This is a genomic window from Dyella thailandensis, assembly GCF_050749815.1.
In the GTDB taxonomy this organism is placed as follows: domain Bacteria; phylum Pseudomonadota; class Gammaproteobacteria; order Xanthomonadales; family Rhodanobacteraceae; genus Dyella_A.
The window spans coordinates 504913-521910 of record NZ_CP192735.1; the positions used below are offsets into that span (position 1 = coordinate 504913).

18 protein-coding genes are annotated in these 16998 nt (G+C 67.4%); 14 read left to right on the plus strand and 4 right to left on the minus strand.

Translation table 11 applies throughout. The features are described 5' to 3' along the window. Positions 1-120: 120 nt before the first annotated feature. The 6 genes from rpsF to radA all read left to right on the plus strand — a co-directional run bounded on the left by rpsF (position 121) and on the right by radA (position 5683). Positions 121-561 (plus strand): 30S ribosomal protein S6, encoded by a 441-nt coding sequence (rpsF, locus tag ACQVBX_RS02290; protein WP_431636289.1) that lies wholly within the window; start codon positions 121-123, stop codon positions 559-561. 15 nt (positions 562-576) lie between these two features. Further along, entirely contained in the window at positions 577-807 is a 231-nt protein-coding gene (gene rpsR / locus ACQVBX_RS02295) for a 30S ribosomal protein S18 (protein ID WP_111983860.1), read from the plus strand. A gap of 106 nt (positions 808-913) precedes the next feature. Then, entirely contained in the window at positions 914-1363 is a 450-nt protein-coding gene (gene rplI, locus ACQVBX_RS02300) for a 50S ribosomal protein L9 (protein ID WP_431636290.1), read from the plus strand. 197 nt (positions 1364-1560) lie between these two features. Beyond that, positions 1561-2955 carry a replicative DNA helicase gene (locus ACQVBX_RS02305; protein ID WP_431636291.1) on the plus strand — a complete coding sequence of 465 codons (1395 nt, stop codon included), beginning with the start codon at positions 1561-1563 and terminating at the stop codon, positions 2953-2955. 159 nt (positions 2956-3114) lie between these two features. Beyond that, positions 3115-4203 (plus strand): alanine racemase, encoded by a 1089-nt coding sequence (gene alr / locus ACQVBX_RS02310; protein WP_431636292.1) that lies wholly within the window; start codon positions 3115-3117, stop codon positions 4201-4203. 100 nt (positions 4204-4303) lie between these two features. After that, positions 4304-5683, plus strand: a complete 1380-nt coding sequence (radA, locus tag ACQVBX_RS02315; protein WP_431636293.1) for a DNA repair protein RadA — start codon at positions 4304-4306, stop codon at positions 5681-5683. 77 nt (positions 5684-5760) lie between these two features. Here radA and purU read toward each other — a convergent pair whose 3' ends face one another. Both purU and ACQVBX_RS02325 read right to left on the minus strand, forming a co-directional pair. Then, positions 5761-6630 carry a formyltetrahydrofolate deformylase gene (gene purU, locus ACQVBX_RS02320; RefSeq protein WP_431636294.1) on the minus strand — a complete coding sequence of 290 codons (870 nt, stop codon included), beginning with the start codon at positions 6628-6630 and terminating at the stop codon, positions 5761-5763. Position 6631: 1 nt separating this feature from the next. Continuing rightward, positions 6632-7429, minus strand: coding sequence for a cytochrome C assembly family protein (locus ACQVBX_RS02325; RefSeq protein ID WP_431636295.1), 798 nt, complete (start codon positions 7427-7429; stop codon positions 6632-6634). Positions 7430-7536: 107 nt separating this feature from the next. On the opposite strand from ACQVBX_RS02325, the gene ffh reads away from it, so the two are divergent. The 5 genes from ffh (at position 7537) to rplS (ending at position 11252) form a co-directional block, all read left to right on the plus strand. Then, on the plus strand, positions 7537-8919 hold the full coding sequence (ffh, locus tag ACQVBX_RS02330) for a signal recognition particle protein (protein WP_431636296.1): 1383 nt from the start codon (positions 7537-7539) through the stop codon (positions 8917-8919). A 342-nt stretch (positions 8920-9261) separates the two neighbouring features. Next, a complete protein-coding gene (gene rpsP / locus ACQVBX_RS02335; protein WP_431636297.1) occupies positions 9262-9516 on the plus strand; it encodes a 30S ribosomal protein S16 in 255 nt (84 codons plus the stop codon). Positions 9517-9518: 2 nt separating this feature from the next. Beyond that, positions 9519-10034, plus strand: a complete 516-nt coding sequence (gene rimM, locus ACQVBX_RS02340; RefSeq protein WP_431636298.1) for a ribosome maturation factor RimM — start codon at positions 9519-9521, stop codon at positions 10032-10034. Between the two features lie 31 nt (positions 10035-10065). Beyond that, positions 10066-10827 carry a tRNA (guanosine(37)-N1)-methyltransferase TrmD gene (gene trmD, locus ACQVBX_RS02345; RefSeq protein WP_431636299.1) on the plus strand — a complete coding sequence of 254 codons (762 nt, stop codon included), beginning with the start codon at positions 10066-10068 and terminating at the stop codon, positions 10825-10827. A gap of 32 nt (positions 10828-10859) precedes the next feature. Further along, positions 10860-11252, plus strand: coding sequence for a 50S ribosomal protein L19 (gene rplS, locus ACQVBX_RS02350; protein ID WP_431636300.1), 393 nt, complete (start codon positions 10860-10862; stop codon positions 11250-11252). Positions 11253-11353: 101 nt separating this feature from the next. On the opposite strand, the gene ACQVBX_RS02355 is transcribed toward rplS, so the two are convergent. Continuing rightward, on the minus strand, positions 11354-13399 hold the full coding sequence (locus ACQVBX_RS02355) for an EAL domain-containing protein (RefSeq protein ID WP_431636301.1): 2046 nt from the start codon (positions 13397-13399) through the stop codon (positions 11354-11356). A gap of 136 nt (positions 13400-13535) precedes the next feature. Beyond that, entirely contained in the window at positions 13536-14546 is a 1011-nt protein-coding gene (gene epmB / locus ACQVBX_RS02360; protein WP_431636302.1) for an EF-P beta-lysylation protein EpmB, read from the minus strand. 88 nt (positions 14547-14634) lie between these two features. On the opposite strand from epmB, the gene efp reads away from it, so the two are divergent. The 3 genes from efp to ACQVBX_RS02375 all read left to right on the plus strand — a co-directional run bounded on the left by efp (position 14635) and on the right by ACQVBX_RS02375 (position 16984). Continuing rightward, the gene (gene efp, locus ACQVBX_RS02365; RefSeq protein WP_431636303.1) at positions 14635-15216 is read left to right on the plus strand and encodes an elongation factor P; all 582 of its coding nucleotides are present in this window, start codon (positions 14635-14637) and stop codon (positions 15214-15216) included. A 176-nt stretch (positions 15217-15392) separates the two neighbouring features. Continuing rightward, positions 15393-16724 (plus strand): TRZ/ATZ family hydrolase, encoded by a 1332-nt coding sequence (locus tag ACQVBX_RS02370; protein ID WP_431636304.1) that lies wholly within the window; start codon positions 15393-15395, stop codon positions 16722-16724. Further along, complete coding sequence (locus ACQVBX_RS02375) at positions 16721-16984, plus strand: YciI family protein (protein WP_431636305.1); 264 nt, start codon at positions 16721-16723, stop codon at positions 16982-16984. Before ACQVBX_RS02370 ends, ACQVBX_RS02375 begins: the two co-directional genes overlap by 4 nt. Positions 16985-16998 lie beyond the last annotated feature (14 nt).

The following is a 16998-nucleotide window of genomic DNA, read 5'->3' on the forward strand; positions in this document are numbered from 1 at the left end:
GCGCCACCGTACAATTCCGCTTCTGTCTGCGCCCGATCGGGCCGGATGGAACCTTGCCTCACCGCACCGACGGGAGGCTGTCAGGCCCGCGAGGGCCGCATCCACAAGGAGTCAAACCCAATGACCCTGCGTCATTACGAAGTTGTGTTCCTGGTCCACCCGGACCAGAGCGAGCAGGTTCCCGCCATGCTCGAGCGCTACAAGGCGCTGATCGAGACCGACGGTGGCAAGATCCACCGCCTGGAAGACTGGGGTCGCCGCCAGCTGGCCTACCCGATCGTCAACCTGGCCAAGGCCCACTACGTGATGCTCAACATCGAGGTCACGCAGAACGCCCTGAACGAGCTGGAGTCGGGCTTCCGCTTCAACGACGCCGTGCTGCGCCACCTGTGCATCCGTCGCGACGAGGCCGACACCGAGCCGTCCTTCATCCTGAAGTCGAAGGAAAAGGACGATGCCAAGGGTTCGCGTCGCCGTGACGACGACAGCGAAGGTGAGGGCGACAGCCGCCCGCGTGGTCGCGACCGCGACGACCGCGACAACGATCGCGACAGCGACTGATAGGAGCCCATAGCCATGTCCAAGTTCTTCCGCCGCCGCAAGTTCTGCCGCTTCACGGCCGAAAACGTCAAAGAGATCGACTACAAGGATCTCAACACCCTGCGCCAGTACGTGACCGAGAACGGCAAGATCGTTCCCAGCCGCATCACCGGCACTAAGGCCCGCTATCAGCGTCAGCTGGCGACCGCGATCAAGCGCGCGCGCTTCCTGGCCCTGCTGCCGTACACCGACAACCACGACGTCTGATCGTGGCGCGCGGCCGCTCCTCTCGGGGCGGCCGCGTGAGCAAACCCTTCGGACAACCGTCCACGGCTGCGCCGGGCCACACCGGTGCTAACGAAAAGGAACGACCATGGAACTGATTCTTCTCGAGAAAGTGCGCAACCTCGGCAACCTTGGCGACAAGGTCAACGTGAAGCCGGGTTACGGCCGCAACTACCTGCTGCCGCAGGGCAAGGCCGTGCGCGTCAATGCCGCCAACCTCGAAGCCTTCGAGAAGCGCCGCGCCGAGTACGAGGCCAAGGCCAACACGCTGCTGGCCGACGCCGAGTCCCGCAAGGCCCAGCTGGCCGATGCGTCGGTGACGATCACCGCGCACGCCAGCCCGGAAGGCAAGCTGTACGGCTCGGTCGGCCCGCGCGATATCGCCGAGGCCTTCCAGGCCGCCGGCAAGACCATCCACAAGGGTGAGGTGATCCAGGGCGAAGGCCCGATCCGCCACACCGGCGAGTTCGACGTGGTGATCAGCCTGCACGCCGACGTCCAGACCACCGTCAAGGTGATCGTGGTCGGCGAGAAATAAGTCCCCGCCTCGCGCTGGACTCCAGACGGGCGCCGCAAGGCGCCCGTTTGCTTTGTGGCGTCGCCGGCGATCGGCGTGACTTGTCCACGCCAAACCACAGCTTATCCACAGAGTTGCTGTCTCGTGCCCTGCGATGGCCGCGCGTATCCTTGGGCGCGTGTGCGCACGGCCGCGCCGCCCATCCTGCGAGTATCCCGATGTCCTTCGTGCCCGATCGCAAATCCACCGGTTCCAGTGTGGAGTCGCTGCGCGTGCCGCCGCACTCCATCGATGCCGAACAGGCCGTGCTGGGTGGCCTGATGTTGGCCCCCGACGCGCTGGACAAGGTGGCTGACCGGCTCTCCGAGGGCGATTTCTACCGCAAGGATCACCGCCTGATCTGGCGCGCCATCACCGAGCTGGCGAACAAGGGCATGCCCTGCGATGCGGTGACGCTCGGCGACTGGTTCGAGGCCAATGGCCTGGCCGAGATGGTCGGCGGTGCCAGCTATCTGGCCGAGCTGGCCAACACCACGCCCAGCGCGGCGAACATCGGCGCCTACGGCGACATCGTGCGCGAGAAGTCGATCCTGCGGCAGCTGATCGACGCCGGCGTGTCGATCAGCGAGGACGGTTACCGACCCGAGGGCAAAGGCGTGCAGGAGGTGCTGGAGAGTGCCGAGCAGCGCGTGTTCAAGATCGCCGAGTCGGGCACCCGCGGCAAGAAGGATTCGGTGTCGATGCGCGAGGCGGTCAAGGACGCCTTCCGCCTGCTGCACGAGCGCTACCAGAACAAGGGTCAGCTCACCGGTATCTCCACCGGCTTCAACGATCTGGACGAGCTCACCTCGGGCCTGCAGCCGTCGGACCTGATCATCGTGGCGGCGCGCCCGTCGATGGGCAAGACCGCGTTTTCGGTGAACATCGCCGAGGCCGCCGCGCTGCGCGGCAAGAAGGCGGTGGCGATCTTCTCGATGGAAATGTCCGCCTCGCAGCTGGCGCTGCGACTGATCTCCTCGATCGGCCGCATCCATGCCCAGCATCTGCGCAACGGCGACCTGGCCGAGGAAGACTGGCCGCGCGTCACCAACGCCATCGCGATCCTGTCCGAGGCGAAGATCTTCATCGACGACACGCCCGGCCTGTCGCCGGTGGAACTGCGTTCGCGCGCGCGTCGTCTGCATCGCGAGCACGGCGGGCTGGGCCTGATCGTGATCGACTACCTGCAGCTGATGCAGGTGCCCGGGAACAAGGAGAACCGCGCCACCGAGATTTCAGAAATCTCGCGTTCACTCAAGGGCCTCGCCAAGGAGTTGAACGTGCCGGTGATCGCCCTGTCCCAGTTGAACCGCTCGTTGGAGCAACGCGCCGACAAGCGTCCGATGATGTCCGACCTGCGCGAGTCGGGCGCCATCGAGCAGGACGCGGACGTGATCATGTTCATCTACCGCGACGAGTACTACAACAAGGAATCGCCCGACAAAGGCCTGGCCGAGATAATTATCGGCAAGCAGCGTAACGGCCCCACCGACACGGTGAAGCTGACCTTCCTCGGCCACTACACCAAGTTCGAGAACTACGCGCCGGACTCATTCGTCGGGGCGTTCGATTGACGGCAGGCCAGCAAGCATCGGGCGTCCGGGGGGGGCGCACCGTCATGTTCCACGCTCCCTCTCCCCCGGGCTCGGCCCGGAAGAGAGGGGCGGGGTAAGGGGGAGGCCGTTGCTCTGTTGTCCTGACATTCCGCTCCCGATTTCCGCATACGTGCCTGCATGAGCCGCACCACCGTTGCCACCATCCACCTGGGCGCCCTGCGCCACAACCTGGCGCTGATCCAGCGCACGGCCGCGCCGGCGCGGGTGATGGCCGTGGTCAAGGCCGACGCCTACGGCCACGGTCTGGAGCGGGTGGCGCGCGCGCTGGACGAGCAGGCCGAAGCCTTTGCGGTGGCGGCGCTGGGTGACGGCCTGCGCCTGCGTGCGGCCGGCCACCGCCAGCGCATCGCCGTGCTGTCCGGTCCCGACCAGCCGGGCGACATCGCCGAGATGCAGCGGCTCGGCCTGGAGGCGGCGATTCACCATGAAGCCCAGCTCGCCTGGCTGGCCGAGGCTTCGCCGCGGCGCGGACGGTTGCGGGTATGGATCAAGATCGACAGCGGCATGCACCGGCTGGGCTTCGCGCCCGAGCAGGTCGCGGCGGTGCATGCGCGGCTGGCGGCAATGTCGGGCGTCGATCCGCAGATTGGCCTGCTGACCCATTTCGCTGAGTCGGAAGTGTTCGACGGCGCGGTGACGCGGGCGCAGATCGAGCGCTTCAACGAGGTAACTGCCGGGCTCGACGGGCCGCGCTCGCTGGCCAACTCGGCCGCCGTGCTGGGCTGGCCGCAGGCGCGCGCCGACTGGGTGCGCACCGGCGGTCTGCTGTACGGCCTCTCGGTGGTCGACGGCAAGAGCGGCAGCGATTTCGGTTTTCGCCCGGCGATGACGCTGTCCACCCGTCTCATCGCGATCAACCGCATCCGTGCCGGCGAGCGCATCGGCTACAACGGCACCTGGACCTGCCCCGAGGACATGCCGGTGGGCGTGGCGGCCATCGGCTACGGCGACGGCTACCCGCGCAGCGCGGTGGCGGGCACGCCAGTGCTGGTGAACGATCGGCGCGTCCCGCTGATCGGCCGTGTCTCGATGGACCTGATCACGCTGGACCTGCGCGACGCGCCGGCCGCGAAAGTGGGCGACCGCGTGACCCTGTGGGGGCCGCAGTTGCCGGTGGAGCTGGTCGCGGCGCAGGCCGGCACCATCAGCTACGACCTCACCTGCGGCATGACCCGGCGCGTGCTGTTCGTCGAAGACGAGGGCTAGCGGCCATCGCGCCGACAGCGCGACGCGTCGCCTGCGTCTCGCGACCTGCGATGCACCCACGTTAAGCTCGCCGCTTCGTTTTCATCCTTCCGGAACCAGCATGGCCAAGGCCAAGACCGCCTACGTCTGCACCGATTGCGGTGCCGAGCACTCCAAGTGGCAGGGCCAGTGCGTCGAGTGCGGGGTGTGGAACACGCTGTCGGAAATCGTGCTGCAGCCGGCGGCCAAGTCGGTGGCGGCGCAGCGCAGTGTTGGCTACGCCGGCAAGGCCGCAGGATCGCCGGTAGTGACGCCCCTGACCTCCGTGGCGCTGACCACCGAGGTGCGCAGCTTCACCGGTATCGGCGAGCTGGACCGCGTGCTCGGCGGCGGACTGGTGGACGGTTCGGTGGTGCTGATCGGCGGCGATCCGGGCATCGGCAAATCCACGCTGCTGTTGCAGATGCTCGGCACGCTGGGCGCACAGCTGCCCAGCGTGTACGTCACGGGCGAGGAGTCGCTGGCCCAGGTCGCCGCCCGCGCGCAACGGCTGGACCTGCCGTTGGCGCCGCTGCACGGGCTGGCCGAAACGTGCATCGAGCGCATTCTGGAGCAGGTCTCGGCCAGCCGTCCGCGTGTGCTGGTGATCGATTCGATCCAGACCATCTGGACCGAGCTGCTCACCGCTGCGCCGGGCTCGGTGAGCCAGGTGCGCGAATCGGCCGCCAAGCTCACCCGCTTCGCCAAGGAAACCGGTACCTCGGTATTCCTGGTCGGCCACGTCACCAAGGAGGGCGGCATCGCCGGTCCGCGCGTGCTCGAGCACATGGTCGACGCGGTGCTGTATTTTGAGGGTGAGTCGGGTAGTCGATTCCGCGTGCTGCGCGCGTTCAAGAACCGCTTCGGTGCGGTCAACGAGTTGGGCGTGTTCGCGATGAGCGAAAAGGGTCTGCGCGAAGTGCCCAACCCCTCGGCGATCTTCCTGTCCACCCATGCCGGGCCCACCTCGGGCAGCGCAGTGATGGTGACGCGCGAAGGCACGCGGCCGCTGCTGGTGGAGGTGCAGGCGCTGGTCGACCAGAGCTCGCTGGGCAATCCGCGCCGCGTGGCGCTGGGTCTGGAGCAGAACCGGCTGGCGATGCTGCTGGCGGTGCTGCACCGGCACGGCGGGGTGGCAGCGTATGACCAGGACGTGTTCGTCAACGTGGTCGGCGGCATCCGCGTGCAGGAGACCGCCGCCGACCTGCCCGTGCTGCTGGCGGTGCTGTCGTCGCTGCGCGACCGGCCGCTGCCGGACAAGACCATCGCCTTCGGCGAGGTCGGCCTGTCCGGTGAAATCCGCCCGGTACCCAACGGCGAGGAGCGCCTGAAGGAGGCCGCGCACCACGGCTTTCGCCGTGCCATCGTGCCGAAGGCCAACGCGCCGAAGAAGGGCAAGGTGGGCGAGATGGAAGTCGTCGCGGTGGAGCGGCTGGCTGAGGCCATCGACGCCTGCCGCTGAAGCCAATGTAGGAGCGCACCTTAGTGCGCGACCTCGCTGTATCGATGCATCACGCGGTCGCGCACCAAGGTGCGCTCCTACAGGGAAAACACCACCGTTTTGCGGCCGTCGATCAGCACGCGGTCGTCCAGCACCAGCCGCAGCGTGCGCGCGAGCACGCGCCGCTCGATGTCGCGACCGATGCGGATCATGTCCTCCGGCGTGTCGCTGTGACTGACGCGCTCGATGTCCTGCTCGATGATCGGGCCTTCGTCCAGATCCGCCGTGACGAAGTGCGCGGTGGCGCCGATCAGCTTGACCCCGCGCCGGTGTGCCTGGTGATACGGCCGCGCGCCCTTGAAGCCGGGCAGGAACGAGTGGTGGATGTTGATGCAGCGCCCGGCCAGCTTGCCGGCCAATTCGTCGGACAGCACCTGCATGTAGCGGGCGAGCACCACCAGCTCGGCGCGGGACCGCTCGATCACCGCCCAGACCTGCGCTTCCTGCGCGGCCTTGTCGGCGGGATCCACGGGCAGGTAATGGAAGGCGATGCCGTCCAGATCCAGGTGGCGATACGTCTCGCGCGGGTGGTTGGCGACGATGCCCACGATGTCCATCGGCAGCTCGCCGATGCGCCAGCGGTAGAGCAGATCGGCCAGGCAATGATCGAACTTCGACACCATCAGCAGCACGCGGCGGCGTTGCTCGCGCGGGCGCAGCGTCCAGCGCATGTCAAAGCGCTGCGCCACCACACGGAAACCGGCACGCAGGTCCTCCGCCGCCACGTCGGGCTGGCACGGATGGAACACCAGCCGCATGAAGAACTGTCCGGTCTGCGCGTCGCCGAACTGCTGCGCTTCGAGGATGTTGCTGCCCTGGGCGGCGAGATGGCTGGAGACGGCGCCGACGATGCCGGGCCGGTCGGGGCAGGACAGGGTGAGGACGAACTGCGCTGCGTCCCCGCTCATGTCACAGGCCCCGGTGCAACACCAGTTCCAGCACCGCCTTGGTGCCGAAGAACGCCAGCACCAGCAGCGCCATGCCCGACAAGGTGAGGTTCACCGCGCGGCGCCCACGCCAGCCGTGCTTCCAGCGGCCGTAGAGCAGGGCGCCGAAGATCAGCCAGGCGATGATCGACAGCACCGTCTTGTGCACCAGGTGCTGGCCGAACAGGTTGTCGACGAACAGCGCGCCGGTGACCAGGGTCAGCGTGAGCAGGGCGAAGCCGGCACCGATCAGCTGGAACAGCAGGGTTTCGGTAAGCGTCAACGGTGGCAGGGCGCGCAGCCAGGGGCCGAACTGGCGGTGGCGCAGGCCGCGCTCCTGCACCGCCAGGCCGATCGCCATCACCGCCGCGATCGACAGCACGCTGAAGGCGAGCAGGGCCACGGTGACGTGCAGTTTGATCTGCCAGTCCATCGGCTGCGGCAGCGTGGGTGGGGCGAGAAAGCCATCGGCGGCCACCAGCAACGCCGCCAGCGGGAACACGATGACCCCGAGCGCCGCCACTGGACGCGACAGGTTCACCAGCAAGGTCAGCGCCGAGACTACGCAGGCGGTCAGCGACAGTGCGGCGAAGAAGTGCAGATCCAGCGCGCCGCGATGCATGCCCAGCAGGATCGCCGCATGCAGCAGCACGGCGAGGGCGCCCAAGGCCAATGGCCAGCGCTGCGTGGGCCGGTTATCCCCGAGCAGCGGCCAGGCCAGCGCACCGGCGGCAGCGAGGTAGAAGACGATGGCGAGGGAGCTGAGGGCAGGAAGCATCATGGCCCGGCAGTGTCGCACAGCGCCTGGCGCCGGTGCAGGTGGGCAGTTCGCCGGTAGCAGGCCTCGCCGGCTATAATCGGCGACTTTCCGCGCCACGGTTTTCACCCATGTTCGAGTCGCTTAGCCAACGCCTCTCCGCCACCGTCAACCGCCTGCGCGGCCGCGGCCGGCTGACCGAGGAAAACATCCGCGAGTCGCTGCGCGAGGTGCGCATCGCCCTGCTCGAGGCGGACGTGGCGCTGCCGGTGGTGCAGGCGCTGATCGAGCGGGTGAAGGTGCGCGCGGTCGGCCAGGAAGTGCTCAAGAGCCTGTCGCCGGGCCAGGCGCTGGTGAAGGTGGTCAGCGACGAGCTGACCGCGGTGATGGGCACGGTCAACACCGAGCTCAATCTCGCCCAGACGCCGCCAGCCGTGGTGCTGATGGCGGGCCTGCAGGGCGCGGGCAAGACCACCACGGTGGGCAAGCTGGCGCGCTTCCTGACCGAGCGCAAGAAGAAGCGCGTGATGGTGGTGAGCTGCGACGTCTATCGTCCGGCGGCGATCGAACAGCTGCGCACGCTGGCCGGGCAGGTCGGGGTGAGCTTCTTCCCCTCCGAGGCCGGCCAGAATCCGATCGACATCGCCAAGGCGGCGATCGCGGCCGCGCGGCGCGAGGTCATCGATGTGCTGCTGGTCGATACCGCTGGTCGCCTCAGCGTCGATCAGGCGATGATGGACGAGATCAAGGCGCTGCACGCCGCGATCACGCCGGTCGAGACGCTGTTCGTGGTCGACGCGATGACCGGCCAGGACGCGGCCAACACCGCCAAGGTGTTTGCCGAGGCGCTGCCGCTGACCGGCGTGGTGCTGACCAAGACCGACGGCGACGCCCGTGGCGGTGCCGCGCTGTCGGTGCGCTACGTCACCGGTCGGCCGATCAAGTTCCTGGGTGCTGGCGAGAAGCTCGACGCGCTCGAGCCGTTCCATCCGGACCGCGTCGCCCAGCGCATCCTGGGCATGGGCGACGTGCTGTCGCTGGTCGAGGAGGTCGAGCGCAAGGTCGACCAGGACAAGGCGCAGAAGCTCGCCACCAAGGTGATGAAGGGCAAGCGCTTCGACCTGAACGACATGCGCGACCAGCTCGAGCAGATGAACAACATGGGTGGCCTGGCCGGGCTGATGGACAAGCTGCCGGGCATGTCCAGCGTGCCGGACAGCGTGAAGTCCAAGGTCAACGACAACGAGCTCAAGCGAATGGTCGCGATCATCGGCTCGATGACCAAGAAAGAGCGCCGCCACCCGGATCTGCTCAACGGCTCGCGCCGCGCCCGCGTGGCCCGCGGTTCGGGCACCCAGCCGGCCGACGTCAACCGCCTGCTCAAGCAGTACATGCAGATGGAAAAGATGATGTCCAAACTGGCCAAGGGCGGCACCAAGGGCCTGCTGCGGCAGATGCGCGGCGCGATGAAAGGCATGGGGGGCATGGGCGGCGGCATGCCGCCGATGCGCTGATCGATCCGGGGTGTCGCCGCGGTCCTCGGCCCAAGCGCCTTGGTGCCGCTAAAGGGCGAGCGTCATCCCCGCGCAAGCGGGGACCCATTTTGACGTTGGTGCCGAGAACACGATGGATCCCCGCTTTCGCGGGGATGACGTTCGCTTCGTAGGGACCTTGCCCGGCGGTATGGACGTTCGCTTCGTAGCGACCTTACCCCGCTGTACGGGTGATCGGAGTGGACAGGCCGCCTTAGCCGCCCAAGGGCTTCCCTTTTACCGAAAATCCACTAAAATGCCGCGTTTACCGCGCACGGTCTCGTGCGTGCGGCCGGCGATTCCGGCAACTCTGGAGCTTTTACTATGGTCAAGATTCGTCTTTCGCGCGGTGGCGCCAAGGGCCGTCCGTTCTACCACGTCGTCGTGACCGACCAGCGCAACAAGCGCGACGGTCGCAATATCGAGAACGTGGGCTTCTACAACCCGGTCGCGGCGGGCAAGGACAAGCGCCTTGAGCTCAACGTCGAGCGCGTCAAGGAGTGGGTGGGCAAGGGTGCGCAGCTGACCGACAAGGTCGCCGCCCTCGTGAAGGAAGCCGGCAAGCAGCAGGCTGCCTGAGCATGACGGCAGCCGGTCGGCGCGTCCTGATGGGACGCATCGTCGGGCTGTATGGCGTGCAGGGCTGGCTCAAGATCGAATCCTGGTCCGAGCCCCGCACGCGCATTTTCGATTACCAGCCCTGGCAGCTCTCCATGGCGCCGGGCCAAGTGGTCGAAGTGGCGGGCATCAAGGGCCGTCCGCAGGGCAAGGGGCTGATTTGCTTCCTGCCCGGGGTGGACACCCGCGAGAAGGCCGCGGCACTGGTGGGGCAGGACATCTATGTCGCCCGCGAGCTGCTGCCGCCGCCCGGCCAGGACGAGTATTACTGGGTGGACCTCGAAGGGCTTGAGGTCGTCACCACGGAAGGCGTGGCGTTGGGACGGGTCAGTCACCTGTTCGCCACCGGCGCCAACGACGTGGTGGTGGTGCGGGACGGCGAGCGCGAGCGGCTGATCCCCTTCATCCAGGGCAATTACGTGCGTTCGGTGGATTTGTCGGCCGGGCGCATGGTGGTGGACTGGGATCCCGAATTCTGAGCCCCGTTGCTGCTCGGGAGTGGAGGGTCTGATGCGCATCGATGTCGTCACGCTGTTTCCCGACTTCATGCGCCAGTGCGCCGCCGTCGGTGTGGTGGGGCGCGCTCAACAGCGCGAACTGCTGCAGGTGGAAGCCTGGAACCCGCGGGATTACGCCACCGACAACTACCGCACCGTGGACGGCCGCACCTGTGGCGGCGGGCCCGGGATGGTGATGCTGATCGAGCCTTTGCGCGCGGCCCTCAAGGCGATGCGCGAGGCGGCACCGGAGCCGGTGCATGTGATTTACCTCAGTCCGCAGGGAGCGCGGCTGACGCAGGGCCGGGTGGAGTCGCTGGCAAAGCTGCCGCGGATCGCCCTGCTGTGTGGACGTTATGAAGGTGTGGACGAGCGTCTGCTGGCGCGCGAGGTCGACGAGGAGCTTTCCATCGGCGACTATGTGCTGTCCGGCGGTGAGCTGGGCGCCGCGGTAATCATCGATGCCGTGGGCCGCTTGCAGGACGGTGCGTTGAACGACGCGCAGTCGGCGCAGCAGGATTCGTTTTCGGACGGCCTGCTGGATTGCCCGCACTACACGAAGCCGGTGCACGATGCACTGGGTGACGTGCCGGCGGTGTTGCTGTCCGGTGACCACGCGGCGATCCGCCGCTGGCGCCTGAAGCAGTCGCTGGGACGAACCTGGCTGCGCCGTCCCGACCTGCTGGCGCGACGGACCCTGGATGCAGAGTCTGCTGCGCTGCTGGATGAATTCCGCCGCGAATATCTGCGGCACAACGATGCGGCCAACGCGTGACCGCAGTTATTGCATTTGACACAGGTGTTGCCATGAACAAGATCATCGAACAGTTCGAATCCGAGCAGATCACCCGCCAGCTGCCGGACTTCGGCCCCGGCGACACCGTGGTGGTCAACGTCAAGGTGAAGGAAGGCAATCGCGAGCGCCTGCAGGCGTTCGAGGGCGTCGTCATCGCCAAGCGCAACCGCGGCCTGCATTCGGCCTTCACCGTGCGCAAGATCTCGCACGGCACCGGCGTGGAGCGCGTGTTCCAGGCGCACAGCCCGACGATCGAGTCGGTCAGCGTGAAGCGCAAGGGCAAGGTGCGCGGCGCCAAGCTGTACTACCTGCGCAACCTCGAGGGCAAGGCCGCGCGCATCAAGGAAGACATCGCTGCCGCCGCCGCCGCGAAGGCCGCCGCCAAGGCCGCTGCCGCCGAGTAATCCGCCCCGCAGGGCAGAAAAAAGCCGCGAAGGGCGACCTTCGCGGCTTTTTGCTGGGCGTCTTTCGAGGCCTGACGTTCGGCGATTGACGCCGGACCGCCTCAGTTGACCAGCCGCTGCGGTTCCTGCAGGAAGTTGCCCTGCACGAAATCCACGCCGCAGGCGAACAGCAGCGAGGTGCTGCTGGCGTCCTCTACCCATTCGGCCACGGTGATGCGATTCATCTCGCGCGCCTGGTGGCAGATCTCGGCGATCTTCTTCTGGTTCTCCGGGTGCTGCGGCAGCTGCGCCATGTAGGAGCGGTCGATCTTGAGGTAGTCCGCATCCACGTGGTTGAGCAGCTGGAACGAGTTGAGGCCCGAGCCGAACTGTTCCAGCGCGAAGCGGCCGCCGAACTTCTTCCAGCCGGTGACGAATTCCTGCGCGGGGCGCAGCAGGGTCACCACTTTGCTCTCGGTCATTTCCAGCACGATCTGGCCGTTCTTGAGCCCGGCCTTGCGGATCTGCTCGCCCAACCACGGCAGCAGCGTGGCGTCCTGGATCGAGTCGGCGGTGAGCTTGACGAAGAACGTGGTGTGGATGCCCTGGCCGTCGCGCGCACGCAGGATCTCGATCGCCTTGTTCAACACCCAGCGGTCGATCGCCACGCTCAGGCCGTGCTGCTCGGCGATCGGCATGAAGAAGCCCGGCAGCACCTCGCCCTGCGGGCCGTTCATGCGCAGCAGGATTTCCGAATACTCGCCCTCGGCGTCCTGCAGGCTGATGGTGTGCTGGTGGTAGAGCACGAAGCCGTCGTTGGCCAGCGCCTGCTGCAACAACTGCAGCCAGTAGCGTTCGCGCTCGGCGTCGGCCTTCTCGCGCGCCGCCGGATCATGCACCTCGACCCGGCCGCCGCCCTGGCTGAGCACATTGCGCAGCGCCTGGCTGGCCTGGTTGAGCAGCAGTTCCGCGTTGGCGTTCTTCTCGCCCAGCAGGCTGCCGCCGACGCTGATCGAGACCGTGATGGACTGGTTGCCGAGGTCGAAGATCTCCCCGGCGATACGCTGCTGCAGGCCGGCGATCCAGGCCTTCACCGCCTCGTCGTTGCGATCGCGCAGCACCACGCCGAGCGTGTGCTCGGCCAGCAGGCCGGCCACGTCGTCCTCGCCCAGCTCGCCGCTGACCCGATTGGCGAAGGCGGCCAGCAGTTCGTCGGCCTTGCCCATGCCGACGCTGTCGATCAGGCCGTTCCAGTTGTCCGGCTCCACCAGCAGCAGGCTCTGGCCCTTGGTGCCCTTGGCCGCGGCGGTGACCGCGTCGTCGATGAATTCCAGTGTGCGGGCGCGGTTGTACAGGCCGGTCACCGGATCACGCTGCAGCTGCTCGACCAGCTGCGGGTCGACCTGCTGACGGCGGAACACGATCTGCAGGCAAGGCTCACCCTCGAAGGTGGCGTGCGCGAATTCCACGGTGGCCGGGAAGCTGCTGCCGTCGGAGCGGCGCGCCTGCAGCTCGATGTGCTGCGCCGCCTTCTCGTTGCGGGCGTGGCTGCGCAGCAGGTTCTTGAACTCTTCCGCATCGCTGCTGCTGATGAGGTCGAGCACCGGCAGGCACAGCAGGTCGTCGAAATCCTCGTAGCCGAAGGTGTCCAGATAGGCCTTGTTGGCGCGCACGTGCATGCCGTCGTGGACGAAGGCGATCGGATCGGTGGACGAATCCAGCAGGGCGTCGGCGCGGCGTTCGGACTCCCGCAGGGCGGCCTCGAGCAGGCGCACCTGGCGGCGCGTCTGCAGCGCCTCGTGCTCGCGCTGCAGCACCGTCAGCAGCTGCTTGGGCTGGCTGCGGATGGCGATACCGCGCACGCCGGCATTGAACATGTCGGCCACGACTTGGTTGTCCATCTGCGCGACCAGGGCAACCAGCGAGAAGTCCCGGCCGTGCGCCTCGATCTGCTGGGCCACGTCGCGCAGGGGCAGCTTCGCCGGCACCGGGTCGTACAGCACGATGTCCGGCGCCAACTCGTCCAGTGCCGCCTGGATTTCCTCCGTGCTGGTCGCCCGCGCCGGCCGCACCGCAATGCCGCCGTTGCGCAATAGGCTGATGATCTGCTCGGCGTCCTCGACCGGGGTCTCGACGAACAGGATCTTGATCACGGAATCTTTTTTCATGGACACATCGAAAGGCTTGTTGAGCCCTGGCCATCGCGTCGACGGTCAAGAGCACCACGGGGCGTAGGCAAGGGTTGTAACGGATTCCTGCACGGGCCGCCACCACGGCGCCGTCCGCGAGCGACGCCGGTCGCGTTCACAACGGGCGCTTGGACGTATCGCCGGCCACCTCGCGCACCAGCCGTGGCACCAGGTAGCCGGGCAGACGGGCGCGCATGGCCTCCACCAGGGCCAGCGCCCGATCGTCGTCGACCTCGAAATGGGCGGCGCCCTGCACGCGATCGAGCTGGTGCAGGTAGTACGGCAGCACGCCCGCGGTGAATAGTCGCTCGGAGAGCTCGATCAGGGCGTCTTCCTGATCGTTGATTCCGCGCAGCAGGACGGCCTGGTTGAGCAGTGTCGCGCCCGCCGCGCGCAGGCCGGCGCAGGCGGCGTCCACCGCCGCATCGAATTCGTTGGCGTGGTTGGCATGCAGCACCACCACTTTTTGCAGGGGCAGCGCGGACAGCCAGCCGAGGAAGGCCTCATCGATGCGGTCGGGCAGCACCACCGGCAACCGCGTGTGGATGCGCAGCCGGGTGACGTGGGGAAGCTCGGCCAGGCCGCGGGTGAGTTCTTCCAGTTTGCTGGTGGTCAGCGCCAGCGGATCGCCACCGGAGAGGATCAGCTCGGTGATGCTGGGGTCGGCGCGCAGATGCGCCAGCGCCTGCCGCCACTGGCCGGCGGCAGCCATCTCCTCGCCGTACGGGAAGTGCCGGCGAAAACAGTAGCGACAGTTCACCGCGCAGCTGCCGCTGGCGATCAGCAGGGCGCGGCCTTCGTACTTGTGCAGCAGCCCCTGTGATTCACGCGCGGCGAGATCGCCCACGGCGTCCGTCGAAAAGCCCTCGACGTCCTCCAGCTCCGCCAGCTGGGGCAGTACCTGCAGCAGCAGGGGGTCGCGCGGATCGCCATGGCGCATGCGTGCCACGAACCCCCGAGGTACGCGCAGGGTGAAGCCGGCGTCGTCCCTGGGAAGTTGCGGCGCCAGCGCATCCAGACCCAGCAACTCCAGCAGCTCGGCCGGATCGGTGATGGCCTCGCGCCAGAGCTGGCGCCAGTCCGGAGCGGGCGACGATAGGCGGGCGCTGGGGCTTGCGGTTATCATGGTGGACCCTGGAACGGGCCCAGAAGCCCGGCAAAGCATTCATTTTAGCCGCCCCGCGGGGCGGAATTACCTCTGGAGCAGATAGCGCATGGCGACCCTTGGCCTCAATGACGTCAAAACGGGCAAGAAGATCCTTCACAACGGTGATCCGTGGGTCATTACCGAGGCGGACTTCATCAAGCCGGGCAAGGGCCAGGCGTTCACCCGCATCCGCATCCGCAACCTCAAGGACGGCCGCACCACCGAGCAGACGCTGAAGTCCAGCGACTCGTTCGAGGAAGCCGACGCGGTCGACACCGACATGCAGCTGTCCTTTATCGACGGCATCGGCAACGACCGCGTGTGGAACTTCATGAACATGGAAACGTTCGAGATGTTCCCCGCCTCGCTGGCCGCCATGGGCGATGCCTGGAAGTGGCTCAAGGGTGAGGAGGAGTGCGTGGTCACCCTGTTCAACGGCGGCATCATCGCCGTGCAGCCGCCGAAGTTCGTCGAGCTGAAGATCGTCGAGACCGACCCGGGCGTGCGCGGCGACACCTCCGGCGGCGGCGGCAAGCCGGCCACGCTGGAAACCGGTGCCGTGGTGCGCGTGCCGCTGTTCGTCAATCAGGACGAGATCATCAAGGTCGATACCCGCACCGGCGAGTACGACAGCCGCGTCGGCAAGTGACGCACCGGCGCGCGGGCCACGCCCGCGTCTTCGCCGGCGCATCATCCCGGCGAACGTCGGGATCCTGAAGCCAGGAAGCCAGGGGGCGGGCGCCGCAAGGTACCGCCCCTTGTCGTATTCGCATCAAACGCGGCGGCCATGATGGCCGTGCGCGTTCCGGACACAGTGAGGTGAAGATGAGTTCCATGCCGCCGAAGTCGGTCGATCTGGTCATCGAGGCACGTTGGATCGTGCCGGTCGAACCCCACGCCGTGGTGCTGGAGCAGCATGCGGTGGTGGTCGACGCCGACCGCATCGTCGCCCTGCTGCCGATCGCCGAGGCGCGCGTCGCCTACGCGCCGCGCGAGCGGGTGGAGCTGGGCGAGCACGCCTTGATCCCCGGCCTGATCAACAGCCACACGCACAACCCGATGACCCTGCTGCGCGGCCTGGCCGACGACCTGCCGCTGATGACCTGGCTGCAGGATCACATCTGGCCGGCCGAGGCCAAGGTGATCGGGCCGGAGTTCGTGCGCGATGGCGTGGAGCTTGCGGTGGCCGAGATGCTGCGCGGCGGCACCACCTGCGCCAACGAGAACTACTTCTTTCCCGACGCCATCGGCGCCACCTACCGCAAGCTGGGTTTCCGCGCGGTGGTCGGCCTGCCGGTGATCGAGTTCCCGACCGCCTGGGCCAAGACCCAGGACGAATATTTCGAGCGCGCCGGCGAGGTGCACGACAGCTTCCTCGGCGATCCGCTGGTGGGCACCGCGTTCGCGCCGCATGCACCGTACACGGTGTCCGACGCCAGTTTCGAGCGCATCCGCGTGCTGGCCGACCAGCTCGACATCCCGGTCCACCTGCACCTGCACGAGACTGCGCACGAGGTGGAGGAAGAAAAGAAGAAGAGCGGCCTGCGTCCGTTCCAGCGGCTGCAGAAGCTGGGCCTGGTCAACGATCGCCTGATCGCCGTGCACATGACCCAGGCCACCGACGCGGAAATCGCCGCCTGCGCCGAGGCCGGCGTGTCGGTGGTGCATTGTCCCGAATCGAACCTCAAGCTGGCCTCGGGCTTCTGCCCGGCGGAGAAGTTCCGTCGGGCCGGCGTCAACCTGGCCGTCGCCACCGACGGCTGTGCGTCCAACAACGATCTGGACATGTTCGGCGAGATGCGCACCGCGGCGATTCTGGCCAAGGCGGTGGCGCAGGATGCAGCCGCGTTCGATGCTGCTTCCGCACTGCGTGCCGGCACGCTCAACGCGGCCCGCGCGATGGGCCTGGAAGACAAGGTCGGCTCGATCGAGGTGGGCAAGCAGGCCGACCTCGCCGCCGTGCGCCTGAGCGACCTGGAGACCCAGCCGCTGTTCCACGTCGCCTCGCAGCTGGTCTACGCCACCGGCCGCCACCAGGTCACCGACGTGTGGATTGCCGGCCGCCGCAAGCTGGCGGGGCGCCAGCTGGTGGACATGGACGTGGAGGCGATCCTCGCCCGCACGCGGCAGTGGCGTGAACGGATTGCCGCGGTATGAGCGTGCGGCCCCTGTTTCTCGTCATGCTGATGCGCCGTCCAGTGGTGGACCCGGCGGCCATCGTGGCGCATCGCGCCTTCCTCGACGCCCTACGTGCCGAGGGCGTGCTGGAGCGCTCCGGTCCCTTCGCCGACAAGAGCGGCGGTGCGTATCTGATCCACGCCGACGATCTCGCTGCGGCGCAGGCGATCGTGGCACGCGACCCGGCCAGTACCAGCGGCGGCTGGGACATCACCATCCATGAATGGCAGGCGCTCTGAGCGCAGCCCGGGAG